We start from the raw sequence: 20,109 nt of genomic DNA, 5'->3' as shown, positions 1-20,109 counted from the left end.
ACCAAACTCCTGCGCGTGCCACTCAGTCATGAGTCCCCGAACCTGGAGTATCACCATGCTTTCTTCCGATGCACTCAGACGCCGTCTCGACAGCAACTTCGAAAACACCCAAAAGGATCTGGACTCGGCTGCACTGAGTCTGGACGCCTTCTCCCCGGATGATTGGCACGCCTTCAACTCGGCTATCCGGCAGTCTTCGACTGCCAGCTGGGCTGTGAACCAGGAAATTGTGGTCAAGCACAACCTGGCCAAGGCAATCATCAATGAAATCCGCTGATCTGATCGTTGCTGTCGAGCGTTGGCTCGACAGCAACACCCCTGTGTTGCTGTTGCAAGTCGATCAACTGCCGTTAAGCATAAAACGCAGCAATGAAGGGCTGGTTTATCTCGCCCCCTTGAGCGAGGCATGGCGCGGTGGTGATGCGGGGCTTGAGGCCGCATTGCGTCTTTCCGGGCCAAGTATCAGGCGTTTTCGCGGAGCACTGGCACTCGATCCCGAGACGAGTCACCTGTGCCTTGTGCAATACCAGAAGTTTCAGAGCACGGCATCGGTCATCCATGACATCGAAGACCTGGTTAACCAGCGCGATGTCTGGGAATCGATGCTTGAACCCAGGAAGGTGACCCCGCCAAGGCAATTCATGCGTCCTTTGGCACTGAGAGGCTCTTATGTTTAAGCAATGCTTGAAACGATTGCTCTGTCTTGCGCTGCTTGGCATGCAGGCAGAGGTTGCCATGGCTGCGGTACCGGAAGAGTGGCGCCAGTCTGCTTATGCCTATGAGGCATCTCAGGCACCTCTGACCACTGTGCTGAAAGATTTTGCCAGCTCCTATGGCGTGGGTCTGGAGATGAATGGCGTCAGCGGTGTGGTCGATGCAAAGATTCGCGCGGGCAATGCCCAGGAGTTTCTGGACCGTATGGCCCTGGAGCATCAATTTCAGTGGTTCCTGTACAACGGCAAGTTGTACGTGAGCCCTCAGTCGGGGCAAGTCTCGCAACGGCTGGAAGTGTCATCCGATGCCGCTCCCGACCTTAAGCAGGCGCTGACCGATATCGGTCTGCTGGACAAGCGTTTCGGTTGGGGTGAGCTGCCGGACGAAGGCGTGGTGCTGGTCAGTGGCCCGTCGCGCTATGTTGAGTTGATTCGCGGTTTCAGCAAGGAAAAGGTCAAGCCTGAAGAGAAGCAGCAGGTCATGATGTTCTCGTTGCGTTATGCCGCTGTGGCGGATCGCGATATTCACTATCGGGAGCAGAGCATCACCATTCCCGGTGTTGCGACACTGCTCGATGGCTTGCTCCAGAGCAAGCAGGTCGTACCGCCTTCGCCCCAGGATCCGATGGCCAATATCCAGGCCTTGCAGGGCATGGCGGATATCGGCCGCAACAAGATCATCAATCTGGCCACGGATCGCACCGCCTCGCGTGACAAGCCAAAGCCCGGTAAAACTTCGAGCAACCATAAGGTGGTCGCCGATGTACGCAACAATGCGGTGCTGATCTATGACAATCCGGACAAGCGCGATATGTATCAGCAGTTGATCCAGCAACTGGACCAACCGAGCAATCTGGTGGAGATCGACGCCATCATCCTGGATATCGATCGTACCCAGTTGAGCGCCCTGGAGTCCCGCTGGTCGGCGCGTGCCGGTTCGGTAAACTTTGGCAGCTCGCTACTGACCGGTGGTTCGGCCACGCTTTCCATCAGTGATTTCGATCGCTTCTTTGCCGACATCCAGGCGCTTGAAGGGCAGGGGGTGGCATCGGTGATCGCCAGGCCTTCGGTATTGACCCTGGAAAACCAGCCCGCCGTGATCGATTTCAGCCGCACCGCTTATATCACTGCCACCGGTGAGCGGGTCGCCAACGTGCAATCGGTTACGGCCGGGACCAGCCTGCAAGTGATCCCTCGTACCATTGCCGGTGCGCAGGCCAATCGTTTTCAGTTGATCATCGACATTGAAGATGGCCAGCTCGACCGCTCTCGCGACGGCGAAACTCCGGATGTGAAGCGAGGAACGGTCAGCACACAGGCGGTCATCAGCGAAAACCGTTCACTGGTCATTGGCGGGTTTCATGTCGATGAGACAGGCCAGCATCATGACAAGGTCCCGCTGCTGGGTGACCTGCCTGTTCTGGGGCCGCTGTTCACTTCCAAGCGCCAGGAGGTTTCACGACGCGAGCGCCTGTTCATCCTCACGCCAAGGCTGATTGGTGACCAGATCGATCCTGCGCGTTACATCGCCAGCGAAAACCGCCCGCAACTGGACAAGGCACTGGCTCTCAGTGGTTCTCCCAATAGCCGCGAGCGCAAGAAAATAGCCATCTCCAAGGCGTTTGCCGACCTGGTCAAGGGGCGCATTCCGGCTGATCTCAAAGAGACATCGTCTGGTGTGCGTCTAGGGGATCTGTGTAGAGTGGGGAGTGAGTTTTCGATCGATCCTGCGCGAGGCCAATGGTTTGGCGGGGATGGTTTCGATATTGCTGTCGGGGTCGTGCGTAATACCAGTGCAAAGGCTCAGGATTTCTCACTGGCGTCCTGCTCGGGAACTCGTACACTTGCTGTAACAATGTTGCCTGTTGCACGTCTTCAGCCAGGTCAATCAACTGAAGTCTTTGTGGCAACAAGGCCGGTTGCGACGATTGCGACACCGACCAGCCCAGCCAGAGTATCAATACTGCCGCCTTGAAACAGATGTGATGGAGAAAGGTTTTCAGGCACAGTGACATCTATTGTTTTAATAGCGCCATCGCTCATTAACACAGTACTTTTTCAGGGCCGAATTCAGTACAGTCCGTTTGTAGGGAGAATCCGAAATGAAGTTGGTACATGCCGGTGCCTTGTTTATTGTCACTCTATTGTTGAGTGCTTGTGCGACAATGGAAACATCTTGTTTTGCCAGTGAATGCCAGCAAGTTGGCGCCAATAGTTCTAGCCTTAAAGTTTGGTGGTCACCTGAACTGCGTAACGACGCGACTGAATACACTACGGTACATTTGAATGACTGAAACGATTCTGCGTAGTACCGACCAGCGAGATTTCTTCGTCAGCATCGGCGAGCAGCAGCCGAGTACGTGGGAGTGGGCGCCCGGCATCGATTTCGTGTATCGCAGAGACAGCGTGGGCTGGGGGCTGGCGCTGATGATAGAGCGCCAGGCCCAGCGGCCCAATCTGTTCTCCGATACGCTGAAGCGCCGCTTCGAGAACGTTGAGTCCTATGACGGTTACTATATCTGTCTGGACAATCAGCAGCGGTTCGTCGTCTGGCACGAACTGGATCTTGATTATCGTCGCTCAGAGAGCTTGCAAAGCCTGCTCAGTGAGTTCCTCACATTGACCGGTTTTAAACACTAGATTCAGAATATTTATTCCAGCCGGAACCGCTCGCCATTAATTTTCCACTCAGTTGTCGCTATGGATCCATTTTGAGCAACGACAAACTTGAGGAAAATTCAATGGCGAACTCTCAACGCGACGCGCAACGTTTTATTGCTCGTCTTAGTGAAACACTCGGTACATCTTTAACCCTCCAAAATGGTGTCTGTGCGTTGTATGACAGCCAGAACCGTCAAGCCGCCGTTATCGAAGTGCCCAGGCTCAGTGACAATGTGGTTATTCATTGCAGTCTGGGCCAAGTGCGCAAAAGCCAGGAAAACATGCAGCGTCTGCTCAACATCAATTTTGATGTTGCAAGTCTGCGTGGCTGCTGGCTGGCCCTTGATCAGCAAGAGCTGCGTCTGTGTACCCAGCGTGAATTGGCTCGCCTTGACGAAGTTCAGTTCTGCGACCTGGTCAATGGGTTCATCACGCAAGTCCAGCACACCCGAACCACCGTGCAGCCATTGCTGAATTAAGCATTTGCCAGGGAACCGCCTGTCGGCTGTTGCCACACAACGGTGAGTGCCACTACGAAGCCGGACTTCTCGATGGCACCACTCCCGGTCAAGGCGGCATTGATTGCCGTACTCCGGACACTCTCAACGATGGAGCGAGGTAGAAAATGTCTGATATCGCGGGTATTTCGGGTTTTTCCCAAAACGGTCTTTCCGGTCTTTCGGGCTTATCCGGTGGTCTGGGGGGCGCAGCAGCGGGCGCTGCCACGGGGCAGGGCGGACAATCCCCTCTGGAGCAACTGGCCGGCATGCTGGCTGAAATGTTGCTCGGTTCCGGTTCTGGCTCCGGTGGTGCTGGTGCCGGCGCAGGTTCGGGTTCCGGTGCGGGCCAGGCTGGCAAGTCGGGCCAGAGCGACATCGACTCCTTGCTGCAGTCCCTGCAGGGCGGCGAGCAGAAGGATGGCAGTTCCAAGGGTGCTAACGGCACTGGTGACGAATCGTCCAAGGAGCTGCTGACTCAGGTTCTGATGGCCCTGTTCGAAAAAATTCTTGGCGGCTCCGACTCTTCGTCGGGCACTGGTGAAGGCGGCGGTAATGGGTCGGGTTCCGGTTCCGGTTCCGGTTCGCCGGTAAGCGGTGCAGGCGGCACTGGCGGTGGCGGCACCAAAGGCCTTGAAGGTCTGGGCTCAAACCAGGGCCTGGGTGGGGCTCAGGGCGCAGGTGGTGGCTCCGGCAGCGTTGAAGACCTGGTCAACACCTTGATGAAAAGCCTGGGTGGCGGTTCTCTGGATAACTCCATCCAGCCAACATCCGATGGCGGCGGCCAGGTTTCTCAGGATGGCAAGCTCAAGGAACTGCTGGAAATGATCGCTCAGTTCATGGACAGCCACCCGGAAACCTTCAACCAGCCGTCTGACTCCTCCAGCAAGGGGACCGGTGGTGGCGGCGGTGGCGGCGGTGGTTCTCCTGCTCCGTCTGTTGGCGGTGGCGGTGGCGGTGGCGGTGGTGCTCCGGCTGTTGCTGGCGGCGGTGGCGGTGGTTCTCCAGCTCCGTCTGTTGGTGGCGGTGGCGGTGGTGCTCCAGCTCCATCTGTTGGTGGCGGTGGTGGCGGCGGTACTCCGTCTGTTGGTGGCGGCGGTGGTGGTAGCACTCCATCCATCGGTGGCACGACTCCGACCCCGACTCCTGGCACAGGTAGCCCTGCAGGCACTGGCGCTGCTGGTTCATCGACTCCAGTGTCCTTCCCGACTGCTTCGGGCAGCCCGACCGTAGTCAATGAAACGATCAAGGTAGGTCCGGGCGAAGTGTTCGATGGCCAGGGCAAGACCTTCACTGCCGGCCCTAGCCTGGGTGATGGCGGACAGGGCGAAGGACAGAAGCCAATGTTTGAACTGGCTGAAGGCGCCACCTTGAAAAACGTGACCTTCGGTGACAACGCCGCTGATGGCGTGCATGTTCGTGCCGGCAACGAGAAGGCTGTAAACGTCGATAACGTTCACTGGACCAACGTCGGTGAAGACGCGCTGACCGTGAAGGGTGAGGGCGGTGCCAAAGTCACCAACCTGAACATCACCAACAGCAGTGCCCAAGGCGCCAATGACAAGATCTTCCAGCTCAATGCCGACGCTAACGTGACCGTGGATAACTTCAAGGCCAAGGACTTCGGTACTTTCATGCGCACCAACGGTGGGCAGCAAGGCAACTGGAACCTGGACCTGAAGAACGTCGACGCTGAAAACGGCAAGTTCTCCTTCGTGAAGAGCGACAGTGAAGGCCTGAACCTGACCACCAGCGGCATCAACCTGAAGAACGTAGAGCACCCTTACGACAAGCTGCCGGGCTCTACCAACCACAAGGAGGTCTGATATGACAGCCACGCAACAAAAGCCTGAAGAAGTCTCCTGGTCGTCATTGGTACGCAAGGGCGGTTACCTGACTCCAGATCAGCGTCAGGCGTTTGAAAATGCAATCGCTCTGGTCAACGAGCGTTTGCAGGCGACTCTCGACAAGCCGGGTAACCGGGTCAATGGTCAGTTCAGCCTGAACAATTACATTGACAGCCTGGAGTCGGACTTCAAGCGTGATGCAGGTGCTGACGAGCTACGTGGCGATGCTTCGCTGACAGCCTTCTGGATCGTGCGGTTGTTGGCTGATCGCTTGCTGGAAGCTGCGGGTGCCAAGCCGGTCGTGCACTGACAGTACGTAAGGCGGGAAACAAAACGGGCTCTTGAAGAGCCCGTTTTTTTATGGGCGCTGTTTGCATTTGCTGACTGGCACTACCCCGGAGCGAATTGATTCGCGAGAGGACTGTGAAGCTGAAGAAAATCTATCGTTCTCAATGACGTCTCGCGAATAAATTCGCTCCTACGGTGGTGTGTGAATTTGGGGCGGTGTAGGAGCGAATTCATTCGCGAAGGGCCATCAAATCCGATAAATATACGTCGCTTGAAACCCCACCTCGCGAATTCATTCTGGTCAAAACACAGGCATAAAAAATCCCACAGGCGTTACTCACGCTCTGTGGGACGGGTAAAGCGTTTACTTCAATCAATGCTTCATGAACTTCTCTTTCTCGAACTCCATGTAAATGATGGTCCGTGGAACCGGGGTGGCGTTGACGGCGAAATGATCCAGCGAGCCATCGAAAATCGCGCCTGTGCCCGGTTTCTGGTGATAGAACTCGCCCGCCACGTTCAGGTAGGAGTAGTTGGCTTCATTGGCGGCGCTGAGGGTGATGTGCATCTGCAACAGGCCTTCATCCGTCAGTTCCGGGTGACGGTGCAAGCTCAGAAAACTGTGAGGCGCCATACGGGCCAGGGCCACGACTTTTATGCCCTTGAGCGGCTTGAACAACTCCAGAGTGCGGGGCATGGTCGCCTGGGCCGGGCCGATAGGCGTGTCTCTGAACAGCAGCGCATATTGCGTCCAGTCACGGTTGCCTCCTTCGGCACCCCAGCCCTTGAGCCAGCCGTAATCGCCACCCTGTTGCAGGTGTTCGCTCAGTTCTTCGTGTACTTGCTGATGCTGCTTGTTGGTACGGTCGATATCGAGCAGAGGTGCATCCAGAGTCGCGAGCTCTTCCTGGATCACCGCGCAGTTGGCGACCAGGTTGGCCAGTTCCGGAAAATCGTCGAGAGCATAAAAAGCGGTAGTCATCTTGAGGTTCCTTTGAGCAGTCAAAACACAGAACAGGTGAGGCTCGCGGCGCAATTCTGTTTGCGCCGCGAGCCTGTTTTTTACGTCAGTGAACAAAGAACGGGAGCGGCTTAGCTCTTGAGTTCCAGTCCGCTTTTCTGCAGGTCTTGCATTACGGTTTTCTGTGTGTCCGATGCTCGGGAAATCTCACCGTTCACGAAGTACGCCTTGGGTTTGTCCTGATCCTCGCCGTAGGTGAAGTTCACCTTGGCCAGGGTCTTGTTCACGGCCATTGAGGCTGAGCTATTGGCACTGACCAATGGCGTGGGAGTGGTGAAACCTTCGGTCTGTGCTGCGCTCTTGAAGATCGAAATAGCCAGGACCCGCATGTTGTCGCGGTTGCTGAGCAGTTCGAACATTTCTTTTTGCGTGAGAGTGCCATCCCGGCTGCCGGCATCGACCCTGTCGAAGACATGGTCCTTGGGCTCCAGGCGAACCCGTGCCAGGGTGCCAGGCTGGCTTTGAAACTCTTTGAGTATCGACTTGAGTGCCGGGTCCTGATCGATCAGCTTGGCGATGTTCTCCGCGTTGCTGGTCTGATGATTGCCGTAAATCACACTCATGATCTTGGAAGTAAGGTTCTGCGAGTCCAGGCGCGCCAGGTTGGTGTAGTTACTTTCAAAGCGACCATTGTCCAGCACGCTGTGCTTGTTGACCGAGGCTTCCTGCTGGGCCGTGGAACGTTTCAGAGAACGCAATGCTGCGTATTGATCATCGTTTTCCGGCGTCTTGCTGGCAAAGAAGTCATTGAGCCCCTTCAGATGAATCTGGATTTTCTCCTTGGCACTGGCGTCCTTGTATTCCGGTTGTTTATGGTCGGCCAGTCGAGTCAGTTCGGCCTTCGAAGCCTTGTCCTTGAACGCATCGCCCAACGACGTTGCGAGTTTGGTCACATTGGCGGTGGTCAGCGGTGCCGCCTCCTTGAACTGGAACTTGATCCGCTTGGTTGTCTTGTCGTCAATGGAGGCGGTTCCAGTGATGCCGTTGGTGCTCGTGATTGCCTGAGAGCCGGGGGCCGAGCTCGGGGTTGGATTGGTATGGCCGCCGACAACCTGAGCGCGGGCGAAAAATCCGGCATTGAAGTTGTTGAGCAGACGAGGCCTGTTCTGGGATTTTTCATCCATGCGACTGGTATCGTTTTCCTGACTCAGTTTTTGCCAGGTGAAGTTGGCAAGATTGACGTTGGCGGTGAAACCGACACCGAAGCGTGCAGAGGCTGTCAATGGCTTGCTGTCATGATCCGAGATGCCCAGTTGTACGCGGAACTCGGTGTTGGCCCCCGCAGTCAAGTCGACATTGACCCGCTTCATTTCGTGGGCCTTGTGGTTTGCGCCTTCCTTGAGAACATCCAGTGCTGTCAGCTTGCCTGTGAAGAGGTTGTCGACGAACTGATCGATCTTTTCATCCGGCACTGTAAATGCCACACCGGTACGTTGGGTGTGGGTACCCGCAAGCGTTATATCGCCTCCTACGCGAAAGGCCAGTGCGCCACGTTTTTCATTGCCCAGATCCAGGGTGGTCAGTTTTGCGTATTCACCGGCGCTCGTAATGTCCGGCAGGACATCCTTGCCGGCTCCCACGGTACCGCTGAGCAGGTTGGCACGTTCACGAAGCAGATAGACTTCCACGCCCTTTTCGCCGCGCTCGGCCGCAAAGGCGTAATTGCGGGTGTTGGTGTACTGCCCGCTGGGGAAGGGGCCTGTCACGTGTTTGGCTATACCAATGAAGGGCGTGCTCAAGGTCATGCCGTAGCTGCGTGAAAGGCTGATTTCGTCGTCCGGAAATTCCAGCTGCTTAAGCGAGTTCTTGAATTTTTCAGCCAGCTCGGCCTGATCCTTGCTGCCGGTGGCGACGCGCATGTTGAGGCTGGTGGCGTGATCCGGCTTGTGGAAACCGTTCAGGAAAGCCTTGATTCCGTCGTAGGACTTTTCCAACTGATAGTGCTCGGTAAAACCCATGTCCGAAACGTGCTTGATCGGATTTTCGCCATAGGTCTTGTCGCGCAGATGGGTCAATTCGTGCTTGATGGCCTTTATCTGGGCATTCTTGTCGGGGCCATCAGGGAGTTTTTCAGCTTTGTCCAGCAGCTGTCCGACCTCATTGAGGGTCTTGATATCCAGAGCCAGGCGTGCCTTGGTCAGGGCATGTTCATCGTGGCCATGGCGACGCTTGCCCGCGGGGGTATCGGCATCCAGATGCTTCATTTTCAGGCCCATGCCCTGCAGGGACTTGAGCAATGCGCCGGTCGGGTTATCCGAGGACGGAGAGACTTTGTCCAGAGCACCCTGAGTCAGTGCCATCAGGTCATTCTTGGGTTCATTACGTTTTGGAGGCGCAGACTCCAGTTTACTCGCGGCTTTTTTCCCTTTTTCCGTGGGCTCTCCATGAAGGTTGAGCAGGCCTGCTTTTTCGCCCAGGGTCATGACCGCCTTGCGGCTGTGGTTTTCCAGCTCTTCGCGGAAAGACTCCAGGCTTTTGGTCAACTCCTTGCCTTCTTCACCGATATCCAGTTTGGCGATGCGAGTTTTCAGGTCGTGGCCGGCTTCCGGGGCCTTGCCTGGTGCCTGGCGGATTTCCTTCAAGTCATGAAACAAGGGGGACTGGGCATTGTAGACGTCTGCCAGACCGACCCGGCCATTGATCTTGTGGTCGAAATAGTTCACTACGTTCTTGGCCGGTCGTATTTCCAGATCGGGCTTGAAAACGTAAGCCTTGGTGAACTCTACCGTGCTGGATTTATTGCTTTGCTCTATACCGCTGCGGCCCAGCAGGTTGGAGGTATAGTTTAATGTGCCGACTCCGGGAATGCTCACCCTTGCCATGCTTTTGTCGAGTCGATTGAATATCGTGTTCAGTTCGTTCTGATCGGCAGGACGATGGTCAATGGTTTGCCATTTCTTGTCCTTGAGCTGATAGGCGCCGTTACCATTGGGGTCGTTTTTCAGCGAAACGCTGAGCGTGTTATCCACTTCTGTACGAATACTGGCTATCTCACTCCCGAAGCTGAGAGGGATTTTTTGCCATTTGGGCTCGCTGTCTGTTTTGGACTCCGATGCCTTGGGGCTTGAAGGTTTGTCCGCTGTTGCAGTGGAGGTTGAAGGTTTGTCCGCTGCTGCGGCGGATGTTGAAGGTTTGTCCTCAGCCGCTGTGGAGGTCGAAGGCTGGGACTGCAATGGCGTATCCGTCGGTTTTTTCTGCCAGTCCTCGTTGAGCATGAAGAACAGATCGCCATTGCTGGTTGCAGCATGCACGCCATTGGCGTCCAGGGTCAGGTAGGCAACAGTGCCTTCCAGGCCATGGCGGGTCATTTCAGTTGGATCGCCTTCCTTGTGGTGGGCGGTCATGCGGCCTTTGTCATCAAGGGCCACGAACTGTTTGTCGTTGTACATGGCAAAGTCTTTGATCACGCGGTCCTCCAGGCCCGCGATGGCATCGCCCAGTTCGACCTTGGTAGAGCGTGGCGTATCTTTCAGGTTGTGGGTGTCGTTGAAGGTGCTCTTGCCGTAGTCGGGAGTCACTTTCAGCTCGTGAACCTTGCCGTCCTTGAGCACATAGGCATTGCCGTCGATGCCGCGTTTCAGCGCATCGATATCTTTGACGCCGGTGTCTTTCCAGGCCTGAGTGGTCGTATCCCATGCCTGGATACTGCCATCCACCAGGCCTACGCGACCGTTCCTGTGCAGGTCGTAGATGTTTTCCGAAGTCGGCTCGCTCTTTACAGGCAGGCCCTGGGTATTTTCCAGAACCTTCACGTCCGAGAGGTTCCAGCCGCTCTGGAGGCTGGAGGTCTTTTCATCCAGGGTATGGGAGTGGACCTGGCCGGCACCGTCCTTGACCAAGGCATGCATCTGCCCGTCATCACCACTCATGAAACCGGTGACCTGATGACGCGCTCCCAGCTTGCCATCTTCTGGCTGGTAGTTTTTCTCCGGCATGAGTTTCAGGACGCCATCATCGCTTTTAAGCTCGTTGCGCGAGGCGCTGTACAGCTTGCCTTCGGTATCGGCGACGAACAGGCGATCCTTGGTCAGGCCGATGCTGCTGGCTTCGGACTTGCCATCGTTGAGGTTGAGGGTGATATGCAGCTCTGGCACTTCCCCCATCTTGCCCAACTGCAGGGTCTGGGTGTCCTTGCCCGCCAGCATGGCCACGGTTCCGTCGGAGGCAACCGAATGTGCCGCCAGATCCTTGAGTTGGATTTCGGGTTTTTTATCGCTGGACAGATTGATCAGCGAGTCGCCGCTACGGGCATAGAGCTTGCCGTCACCTTCCGTTGAAAGGCTGCTGAATTTTTTGTCGCCTGTATCGGGAAGGGGGGACCACTTGGAAGTGTCCGACTTGAACTGATAAAGCTTTTCATCATGAAGGCGCAGCGTCTGGCCGCTGCTGTCCTGATGGGCTCCGCTCAAGTGGGCAATGTGCGCTTTGTCCGGCAGGGCTTGTGTGACCGTCGATTTCAGGCCTTCGAGGTTCATCGAGTTGCCCTGGCGTTGGAGCGTGACGCTGCCAGGTTTGCTACCTGACGGTACATCCAGCGATTTACTGCTGCGCAACAGGGTGAAGCCTGTTTCACTCTGCTGCATCTTGAGCAGGTGGCCCTTGGGTTCCAGCAGGACCTGATCGTTGCCTTTCCCCGTGTAATGATGGGCCAGGTAGGTTTTATCCTTTTTGCCAACGGTATCTTGAAGCAAGGTGTTCAGCGCCGGTGGGCTGAAGTTCTCGAAACTGGCCTTGCCTTTCTTGTCCAGAGTGACCGCGTTGCTATCGGGTCTGGGGAGGGACTCGCGGCCTTCGTTGAGGGCCCGGCCCAGGCCATCGCTGCCACTGAGTCTGGTATTCGATCTGCTTCTGGCCTGAGCTGCGTTCTGAAGCGCCTGCTCATCACGGGAAAGCTTCGGTGATCCGGTTTCGGTAATCTCCTGCTTAGATGATGTACCGGCCTCTTTCTGGATTGGCGTTTCTTTGGCTGACTCGCCTGCGCTGCTCTTGCCTTCGGCTTTATTCGATTTCGAGGATTCGGCTTTAGGTTTGCCCATCAAGGAGTTTTTCAGTGCGCTGTTGCGCAGTGGCCAACCCATCTCCTCTGTTTTCAGCACAACCGGGTCATTTTGTGCCAGAGGCATGGCTTCTGACTTGACGCTGCTTTCTGCGTTGCTTTCGGATTTCTTCGATTTCGAGGATTCTGCCCGGCTTTCTCCGCCCCCAGAGCGCCCCAATTTATCCGAACCGCGCAGGCTTGAGCCCGCCCCGCGCATACGCTGTGCTGTGGCTTGAGCGGCCTGATCGCTGGCGTCCTGATTCTGTATCTCGGACTGTCCGCTGCTCTGCACGCCGATCTTTGGCGTGGCCTGCAGGTCCTGAGTCACCGGGCCGGTTTTTGTGGTTGAGTGCTGACCCAGTTTGTCCAGTGAAGTGGCTGTGCGCTGTGTCGGTGGCTGGTTTTGCTGGTTGAGGCCTTGCGGGTTGTGGCCCGAGGACGTCGCGCCATGTATCTGGCTCGTGCCGGGTGTGTTGTTAAGCGGAATCATGAGCATTCTCCGTGTCATGGACTGACCGGAACAACCTCGCGATGGCTGTCCGGCCGTAAAGGAAGGTTTCCTTTGCCCTGAGTGGAAATGCCCTGTGACTTGGTTCCAGCATGGCGATGCCGTTTGCGGCTTTGCCTGGCTTATGGGACGAGAATGCTTCTCTTTGAAATACCCGGCTACAACTGTGTCGATATTGATACGTTCGGAAACTGTTATTTTCCCGCCATGACTGCACCAGCGCCATCCTATTGATGCTTGTGTATCGCAACTCAATACATTTGTTTACCCCTCACCCTGGCTGATCAGCAGCAGGTGAATGTCCGTGACCCTGTTTTTCAATCATTCGACCAGATTATGGGCGCCGAACCCGTTCGCCCCTGAAAAGACCTGTAGCTCCAGGATGGAATATGCAAAACACTGTAATTCGCTATAACTGCGTGGGCTGCGGGATCTGCTGCAAAGGCCGGCTCATACCCCTGACGCTGATCGAAGCCGAGCAATGGCTGGCCCGAGGTCATGATGTAGCGGTGGTGCTGGAAGCTTTCAACGAGCTGACCTGGCCAGCCGACTCAAGACAATATGCCCACGGCGCAGGCCGGTCGGTCGCGGTCAATAGTGATGACAGCAGCATCCGCGTTATCGCGGTGTTCGTTGCCAATGCACTCGACCAGTGCCCGAATCTGCGTGCGGATAACCTGTGCGGCATCTATGAAGAGCGCCCGCTGGTCTGTCGGATCTACCCTATGGAAATCAATCCGTTCATTGAGATGAGCAGTGACAACAAGATCTGTCCGCCTGAATCATGGGGCAGTGGTGACATCCTGTGTACAGACGGTGTCGCCAACCCCGAGCTTCAGGCGCTGGTCAATCAGTCCAGACAAGCCGATATCGTTGACGCGGCAACCAAGATAGCCGTGTGCGCGCAACTGGGCATCAAGGTCGCGAGCTGGAAGGAGAATGCCTTCGCTGTCTATTTCCCGGAGCGCTTGACGTTGATCGAGGCGATACGCCGCAGCAAGGAGGTTGTCGTGGATGACTGGGCTGAAGGATGGACAGTTCGGGTCGATGATCCGCAACTGCGTGGACACTTGATCGCACACAATGTCCCACTGGCCAGCAGTGACGCTGCCGATTATATCTTTCACAGGCTTTAACATTAATTACGTCAATAAATGGATTAATTCAATCCGACAACCCCATCTTATCAAGTAAATGAGTCAACCCTATCCTAGTGACAACAGGGCACATGCCCTCTGCTTTACACACAAGGCATCGCTGACTCATGACCACTTCATCCTTGCTTAACGGCACTCGCCACACCCTTCACGATCACCAGCAAAGTCATGCAAGGGTGGGCACTAACGAGCAGGCGCGTGCCATCGTCCATCGCACCCATGGCCGAGTGCATGGGCCTGTCACTCGCCTCGTGAGCCCGAGCGACCTTGGCCAGATCCTGAAGCCTTTCGTGTTTCTCGACATCTTCAGCACTCTGCCAAACGCCAGACCGCAAGGCTTCGGCATGCATCCTCATTCCGGCATTGCAACGCTGACCTTCATGGAGGCCGGTGAAGTGATCTACGAAGACACGACTGGCAAGAAGGGCGTTCTGCCCGCTGGCGGTGTCGAGTGGATGAGTGCCGGCAATGGCATCTGGCATTCGGGTACGCCGTTCAGTGAAAAGGCGATGCGTGGCTTCCAGTTGTGGGTCGCGTTGCCCGCCGCAGAAGAAAATGCGCCCCCTGAAAGTCATTACCTTGCCCCCGCGCAGATTCCCCGGGAAGGCCCGGCGCGAGTTCTGCTCGGTCGCTATGGCAATGCAGAAAGTACCATCCCGGCTCCTTCGGACATGACTTATCTCGCCGTGACGCTTAAAGACGGTGAGCGGTGGCGCTTCACTCCGCCATCGGGTCATACCGTGACGTGGCTGGCGGTCAGTGAAGGGCTGCTTGAGGCCGGTAGCGCTGTGGATACCGGCGAGCTGGCGGTGTTTGAGGAGTCAAACCAGGCCATCGATCTGGTCGCGCAGGGCACAACCTCTTTTGTACTGGGCTCAGCCGTGAAACATCCCCACGAGCTAGTGATGGGTTACTACTCGGTTCACACCAGCAGGGAAGCCCTTGCACGAGGTGAAGCCGAGATACAGCGCATCGGTGCTGCTCTGCGGCGCGACGGGCGACTGGGCTAACACCCTTCTGCATCATTTCAGAACGAATATTTCAGCCAAAGTAAGGAAGTTACCCATGAACATTCTTCACCTCGATTCGAGCATCCTGGGCGCCCACTCGGTCAGCCGCACCTTGTCTGCACAGATTGTCGCGAAACTGCAGGGTGAAACGCCGAATGCCGTCGTGACCTATCGTGACCTGGCAGCAACGCCGGTACCACATCTGTCCGCCGCTTACCTCACGGCTCTACAGACCACAGGCGTTGATCACTCGCCGGAGATACAACGCGACCTTGAGATTGGTGCGGCCACCTTGCAGGAGTTTCTGGCTGCCGACACCCTTGTGATCGGTGTCGCGCTCTACAACTTCACTGTGCCTACACAACTCAAGGCCTGGATCGACCGGGTTCTTGTGGCAGGCCAGACCTTCCGCTACACGGAGCAAGGGCCTGAAGGATTGGCGGGTGGAAAACGTGTCATCCTGGCGGTCGCACGTGGCGGCATCTATGGGCCAGACTCGCCGATTGCCAACATGGAACATGGCGAAACCTACCTGCGCACCGCGCTCAACTTCATCGGCATCACCAACCCCGAGGTCATCCTGGCCGAGGGTGTTGCCTTCGGTCCCGATCAGCGTGCTGCTGCGATTAGTGCTGCCGAGCAGCGGATTGCCGAGCTTTCGGTCTGATTCCGTAATACCGCCCTGTCGCGGTCGTTGGAGGGCCGCCCAGACCAGTTTCCTCTCGCTTTACTTCCCTTCCAGAGACAATCCAGGCTGGCTGCAATAGCCGCCTGGACACGGCGCATCCGTCCAGCTTGACGACATTGCTACGACACGCCAGCGATACGATCTGACTCCTCAAAAAACCGCAGGTAGCCCAGGGATGATTTCAGCCTTGAGCACCACTGGCGGTACTTCTTCTTCCCGATACTCCCCCAACTTAGAACACACCCTCTATGACAGTAAGAAACTGTGCGCCCAATACCGGTAAATCAATAGACGAACGCCAGCGTAACTGGGCAATTGCGGCGCTCAGCCTGTTTGCCTTACTGGTTGTCGGGGCTATTTCCTGGCAGGTGCTGTATCTGCGCGAACCTCCACCTTCAGAGCCGACCACTGATGCCTTGGTCGCAATGACGGTGACCGATGCATCCGTGCGGCTGGTTGAATGGCCGGTCCATTTGAATGCCTCCGGTGCGATTGAGCCGTGGCAGGAGGCGGTTATCGGAGGACAGGTCAGTGGGGTTCGACTCACTGAGTTGCTTGTTGGCCCGGGGGATGTGGTGCGTCGAGGCCAGGTGTTGGCTCGATTTGAAACCGAGGCCTTGCGCGCCGATGTTGCGCAATTGCATGCAGCACTCAGGCAGTCGAAAGCTCTGGCAGTACAAGCGGTTGCCAATCGTGAACGCGCACTCAAACTCAAGGAAGTGGGTGCCATGAGCGAGCAGGACATATCGAACTCGGTGACCGAGGCTGAAACAGCGTTGGCGCAGGTTGAGTCCAGTCAGGCTCAATTGACGTCTCGGGAGTTACAGCTCAGGTATGCAACGGTTGTATCGCCCGACGATGGTGTGATCAGTACCCGCACTGCAACGATTGGCACAGTAGGCGCGGTCGGCGATGAGCTGTTTCGGCTCATACGCCAGAGTCGACTCGAATGGCGAGGTGAGCTTACCGCTGCGCAGGCAGGGCAGGTGGCTGCTGGCCAGATTGTGACGTTGGCGCTGCCAGATGGCCAGGTCGCGCAAGCAACTGTCAGGCAAATGGCACCCGCGTTGAACGCTCAAACGCGCCTCGCAATGGTGTATGCAGACATCATTTCGGGCAGCACAGCGCGAGCGGGCATGTATGTACAAGGGCGTATTTCAGTGACGCAGCAGAGTGCGTTGGTGGTGCCCGCTGGTAGTGTCTTTATCCGCGATGGGCATAGCCATGTATTCAAACTCGATACGCAACAAGGTGCTGCGAAGGTATCTCTTCAGGTCGTGAAGACTGGCCGCCGCCAGGCTCAGGATGTAGAGATCGTGCAGGGTTTGAGTGAGGGAGACCGTGTTGTGGTACAGGGCGCCGGTTTTGTGAATGATGGCGACAGCGTAAGGATTGTTCAGGCACCTGCGGTTGCGATTTCTGCTACGACAGTTGCAAACGGAGCAGAGAAATGAACCTGGCTACCTGGTCCATACGCAATCCGATCCCCTCTATCCTGCTGTTTGCACTGCTTACCCTGGCGGGCATATGGGGGCTGTGGAAGTTACCGATTCAGGATATGCCCGATGTCGATATGCCGGTTGTTCGCATAGCGCTTTCGCAACCCGGTGCTGCACCTGCTCAGCTTGAAACCGAAGTGGCGCGTAAAATCGAAGACTCGCTGGCCACGCTGGACAGAATCAAGCACATAAGCACCGTGATCACTGAAAGCTCCGTGAATATTGCGGTTGAGTTCGAGCTGGGCAAGCCTCTTTCCGATGCATTGATGGAATCCAGGGATGCCGTTGATCGCGTTCGCTCCGACTTGCCTGACGATCTACTGGAGCCGCAGGTAAGCGCTGTGCGTGCGAGTAGTGAAGCTATTCAGACTTATGCCATCGCCATGCCTGCCATGAACGAAGAGGCTTTGTCATGGTTTGTGGATGACACGGTAGCCAAGACGATATTGGGGGTAAAAGGTGTTGGCCGTTTCGAGCGTATCGGTGGCGTGATGCGGGAAGTACGGGTGACTCTGGACCCCGCTTTACTCATCGCCCACGCTGCGACTGTCGGCGAAGTCTCGCTTGCATTGAGCAACGCTCAGCAGCAAAGCTCAGGAGGGCGCGCCAGACTTGGTGGTGGCGAACAGGCGGTGCGGACTATTTCACTGGCTGGCCAGGCTTCCGAGTTGTCGGCATTGCCGATAGCGTTGTCGGATGGACGATCACTGCGACTGGATCAGTTGGCAACGGTCACTGATACGGTTGCCGAACGCAGTCAGATAGCACTGTTGGACGGGAAGCCCGTTGTCGGTTTCCGGATCTACCCGTCCATGGGGCAGGACGTTACTCGAATCGCAGCCGGTGTAAAGGCGGCGCTGGCCGGGTTGCAGCAAAAGCGTCCGGGCTTGCAGGCCACTCTGGTCACTAACAGCGTTGATTACACGCAAGAGCAATTCGATGGTTCGCTGTTCATGCTCTACGAAGGGGCGTTATTGGCTGTGCTGGTGGTCTGGTTCTTCCTGCGGGACTGGCGAGCCATGTTGATAGCCGCTTCGGCGCTGCCACTGTCGATTCTTCCGACATTCGCTGCCATGGCGTGGTTTGGTTTTTCGCTTAACACGATAAGCCTGCTGGCGCTGGCAGTCATAGTCGGCATCCTGGTGGACGATGCAATTGTGGAAGTCGAGAACATTGAGCGCCATGCACGCATGGGCAAGCCTATGGAGCAAGCAACGGCTGATGCTGTTACGGAGATAGCGCTGGCGGTGATTGCTACCACAATGGCGCTTGTCGTCGTGTTTCTTCCCACCGCGATGATGGGCGGGGTGCCCGGCCTGTTCTTTCGAGAGTTTGGTTGGACCGCAGTAGTTGCGGTGCTGGCTTCGTTATTGGTAGCCCGGCTGATTACTCCGATGATGGCAGTCCGGTTTCTGAAACCGTATCCCCCTCGTGCGGATGAGTCCGAAGTGTTGGATGGCCGCGTGATGCGCACCTATCTGCGCTTGGCACATTGGTGCCTTATGCATCGCAAATCCACGCTGGCCCTGACATTTGCATTCATGGTCGGTTCGGTGGCTCTCGTACCTTACTTGCCAACGGGCTTAATGCCGGCCTCTGACCGTGGATACACCACAATCAGCATCGAATTACCTCCCGGCAGCGCACTACAGGATACCCTGACAACTGCCGAAGCTGCTCGTGCCCGACTGGCCACGCTGCCTGGCGTCCAGCGGGTGTTATCTACTGTGGGGGCGGCGCAGGCGGACAGTGATAATTTACAGGGTGGAGACGTGCGTCGCGGAGCTTTGGATGTGACGTTGATGCCTCGCGCCGAGCGCGGCGATCAAACGTCGATTGAAAACTCCATACGCGCAGCACTGCAGAGTGTGCCGGGGGCACGTTTTACCGTAGGCAGCGGCAATATCGGCGAACAAATGTCGATCATTCTGACCAGTGATGACGCTGTCGCACTGAAAGCCAGCGCTCAGGCTATCGAGTCTGAGCTTCGAGGAGTACGCGGCTTGTACAACGTCAGTTCTACGGCAAGCCTGGAGCGCCCGGAAATTACCGTCCGGCCCGATCTGGTGCGGGCTTCCGAGTCAGGCGTCAGTACAGCCGCAATTGGCGAGACGGTACGTATCGCAACGGCCGGAGATACGGACTCACGACTTGCGCGGCTCAATCTCGACAATCGACAGGTGTATATACGCACACAACTGCCTGAGGCTGTTCAGCAGGATGTCGAGTCCTTGAGCAATCTTCGAGTGCGGGGCCGCGAGGGGCTTGTGCCGCTTGGGAATGTGGCACACATCAGCATCGGCAGTGGTCCGGCACAGATTGAGCGCTATGATCGGCGCCGCTACGTGACCATCAGTGCCGAACTGGGTGGGACGCCCCTTGGCCAGGCGCTTGCTGACACCCTGGCTTTACCTGCGGTGCAAGCCATGCCGTCGAGTGTGCAGATTGTTCAGGCAGATGATGCCGAACTCATGGAAGAGCTGGGGCTGGGCTTCGGGTTAGCCAGCCTTATTGGTGTGGTGTGCGTTTACTGTGTTCTGGTGCTGCTGTTCAAGGACTTCCTGCACCCGGTCACCATTCTTTCGGCTATCCCTCTGTCACTGGGCGGTGCTTTTGTCGGTCTGCTCGTTGCGGGCAGCGAGTTGAGTATCCCGTCAATGATCGGGTTGATCATGTTGATGGGTATTGTGACCAAGAACTCGATTCTGCTGGTCGAGTACACGATTGTAACGATGAGTGAGCAGGGCGTTGCGTTGAATACGGCGCTGCTTGACGCTTGCCACAAACGTGCGCGCCCCATCGTGATGACAACTATTGCAATGATCGCCGGCATGTTGCCGATCGGGTTGGGATTTGGTGCCGATGCGAGTTTTCGCCAGCCGATGGCGGTGGCAGTGATCGGTGGACTGATCACATCCACTGCTCTCAGCCTGCTCGTCGTCCCGGTGGTCTTTTCCTGTATGGATAGTGCGCAGCGCCGGATTCGCCATTGGCTTTCTCCACGCTCTACGACAGGGCTCCTGCGTACTGCGTGACGGGCAGATCAAACCTCCGATTCCCGCACCTGCGCTATACCCGATCAGCCAGGTGCCAACTCCCTTTACGACATTGTTACGACACGCCAGACGTACGATTCGATTGCTTGAAAACCTTGGGGTGTAAACCCGGCCTGGCACGTTGTC

14 protein-coding genes are annotated in these 20,109 nt (G+C 56.6%); 12 read left to right on the top strand and 2 right to left on the bottom strand.

The features are described 5' to 3' along the window. Positions 1-55: 55 nt before the first annotated feature. From JL015_RS05680 to JL015_RS05650, 7 genes are all read left to right on the top strand, one after another. The gene (locus JL015_RS05680) at positions 56-277 is read left to right on the top strand and encodes a serine kinase (RefSeq protein WP_201003234.1); all 222 of its coding nucleotides are present in this window, start codon (positions 56-58) and stop codon (positions 275-277) included. Continuing rightward, positions 264-677 (top strand): type III secretion system chaperone, encoded by a 414-nt coding sequence (locus JL015_RS05675; protein WP_201017773.1) that lies wholly within the window; start codon positions 264-266, stop codon positions 675-677. The genes JL015_RS05680 and JL015_RS05675 overlap by 14 nt, the downstream gene beginning before the upstream one ends. A 58-nt stretch (positions 678-735) precedes the next feature. Continuing rightward, positions 736-2,688, top strand: a complete 1,953-nt coding sequence (sctC, locus tag JL015_RS05670) for a type III secretion system outer membrane ring subunit SctC (protein ID WP_236250165.1) — start codon at positions 736-738, stop codon at positions 2,686-2,688. A gap of 311 nt (positions 2,689-2,999) precedes the next feature. After that, positions 3,000-3,353 (top strand): negative regulator of hrp expression HrpV, encoded by a 354-nt coding sequence (locus JL015_RS05665; RefSeq protein ID WP_201003230.1) that lies wholly within the window; start codon positions 3,000-3,002, stop codon positions 3,351-3,353. A gap of 101 nt (positions 3,354-3,454) precedes the next feature. Then, a complete protein-coding gene (locus JL015_RS05660) occupies positions 3,455-3,853 on the top strand; it encodes a type III secretion system chaperone (RefSeq protein WP_201017816.1) in 399 nt (132 codons plus the stop codon). Between the two features lie 146 nt (positions 3,854-3,999). Continuing rightward, positions 4,000-5,697, top strand: a complete 1,698-nt coding sequence (locus JL015_RS05655; RefSeq protein ID WP_201017771.1) for a pectate lyase — start codon at positions 4,000-4,002, stop codon at positions 5,695-5,697. Position 5,698: 1 nt separating this feature from the next. Continuing rightward, positions 5,699-6,028 (top strand): HrpW-specific chaperone, encoded by a 330-nt coding sequence (locus JL015_RS05650; protein ID WP_200985992.1) that lies wholly within the window; start codon positions 5,699-5,701, stop codon positions 6,026-6,028. A 351-nt stretch (positions 6,029-6,379) separates the two neighbouring features. Here JL015_RS05650 and JL015_RS05645 read toward each other — a convergent pair whose 3' ends face one another. Next, entirely contained in the window at positions 6,380-6,988 is a 609-nt protein-coding gene (locus tag JL015_RS05645; RefSeq protein WP_025259539.1) for an aspartyl/asparaginyl beta-hydroxylase domain-containing protein, read from the bottom strand. Between the two features lie 110 nt (positions 6,989-7,098). Next, on the bottom strand, positions 7,099-12,555 hold the full coding sequence (locus JL015_RS05640; protein WP_025259540.1) for an AvrE-family type 3 secretion system effector: 5,457 nt from the start codon (positions 12,553-12,555) through the stop codon (positions 7,099-7,101). A 407-nt stretch (positions 12,556-12,962) separates the two neighbouring features. On the opposite strand from JL015_RS05640, the gene JL015_RS05635 reads away from it, so the two are divergent. From JL015_RS05635 to JL015_RS05615, 5 genes are all read left to right on the top strand, one after another. Then, on the top strand, positions 12,963-13,709 hold the full coding sequence (locus tag JL015_RS05635) for a YkgJ family cysteine cluster protein (protein ID WP_201017770.1): 747 nt from the start codon (positions 12,963-12,965) through the stop codon (positions 13,707-13,709). A 128-nt stretch (positions 13,710-13,837) separates the two neighbouring features. Next, a complete protein-coding gene (locus JL015_RS05630; protein ID WP_201017769.1) occupies positions 13,838-14,740 on the top strand; it encodes a pirin family protein in 903 nt (300 codons plus the stop codon). 55 nt (positions 14,741-14,795) lie between these two features. Continuing rightward, complete coding sequence (locus tag JL015_RS05625; RefSeq protein ID WP_200985990.1) at positions 14,796-15,407, top strand: FMN-dependent NADH-azoreductase; 612 nt, start codon at positions 14,796-14,798, stop codon at positions 15,405-15,407. 269 nt (positions 15,408-15,676) lie between these two features. Beyond that, a complete protein-coding gene (locus JL015_RS05620; protein WP_201017768.1) occupies positions 15,677-16,882 on the top strand; it encodes an efflux RND transporter periplasmic adaptor subunit in 1,206 nt (401 codons plus the stop codon). Beyond that, a complete protein-coding gene (locus JL015_RS05615; protein WP_201017767.1) occupies positions 16,879-19,962 on the top strand; it encodes an efflux RND transporter permease subunit in 3,084 nt (1,027 codons plus the stop codon). The genes JL015_RS05620 and JL015_RS05615 overlap by 4 nt, the downstream gene beginning before the upstream one ends. Positions 19,963-20,109 lie beyond the last annotated feature (147 nt).

Origin of the sequence: Pseudomonas cichorii, from assembly GCF_015471405.1 — a bacterium.
GTDB lineage: Bacteria > Pseudomonadota > Gammaproteobacteria > Pseudomonadales > Pseudomonadaceae > Aquipseudomonas > Aquipseudomonas serbiensis.
Note: the sequence above shows the minus strand (reverse complement) of the source record. Positions and strands in the feature narration are given on the sequence as shown.

Excerpts from the sequence above, each read along its gene's own strand:
- JL015_RS05675 (WP_201017773.1), top strand. The coding sequence starts at position 264 with ATGAAATCCGCTGATCTGATCGTTGCTGTCGAGCGTTGGCTCGACAGC.
- JL015_RS05630 (WP_201017769.1), top strand. The coding sequence starts at position 13,838 with ATGACCACTTCATCCTTGCTTAACGGCACTCGCCACACCCTTCACGAT.
- JL015_RS05655 (WP_201017771.1), top strand. The coding sequence starts at position 4,000 with ATGTCTGATATCGCGGGTATTTCGGGTTTTTCCCAAAACGGTCTTTCC.
- JL015_RS05620 (WP_201017768.1), top strand. The coding sequence starts at position 15,677 with ATGACAGTAAGAAACTGTGCGCCCAATACCGGTAAATCAATAGACGAA.
- JL015_RS05625 (WP_200985990.1), top strand. The coding sequence starts at position 14,796 with ATGAACATTCTTCACCTCGATTCGAGCATCCTGGGCGCCCACTCGGTC.
- JL015_RS05615 (WP_201017767.1), top strand. The coding sequence starts at position 16,879 with ATGAACCTGGCTACCTGGTCCATACGCAATCCGATCCCCTCTATCCTG.
- JL015_RS05660 (WP_201017816.1), top strand. The coding sequence starts at position 3,455 with ATGGCGAACTCTCAACGCGACGCGCAACGTTTTATTGCTCGTCTTAGT.
- JL015_RS05635 (WP_201017770.1), top strand. The coding sequence starts at position 12,963 with ATGCAAAACACTGTAATTCGCTATAACTGCGTGGGCTGCGGGATCTGC.
- JL015_RS05645 (WP_025259539.1), bottom strand. The coding sequence starts at position 6,988 with ATGACTACCGCTTTTTATGCTCTCGACGATTTTCCGGAACTGGCCAAC.
- sctC (WP_236250165.1), top strand. The coding sequence starts at position 736 with ATGGCTGCGGTACCGGAAGAGTGGCGCCAGTCTGCTTATGCCTATGAG.
- JL015_RS05650 (WP_200985992.1), top strand. The coding sequence starts at position 5,699 with ATGACAGCCACGCAACAAAAGCCTGAAGAAGTCTCCTGGTCGTCATTG.
- JL015_RS05640 (WP_025259540.1), bottom strand. The coding sequence starts at position 12,555 with ATGATTCCGCTTAACAACACACCCGGCACGAGCCAGATACATGGCGCG.
- JL015_RS05665 (WP_201003230.1), top strand. The coding sequence starts at position 3,000 with ATGACTGAAACGATTCTGCGTAGTACCGACCAGCGAGATTTCTTCGTC.
- JL015_RS05680 (WP_201003234.1), top strand. The coding sequence starts at position 56 with ATGCTTTCTTCCGATGCACTCAGACGCCGTCTCGACAGCAACTTCGAA.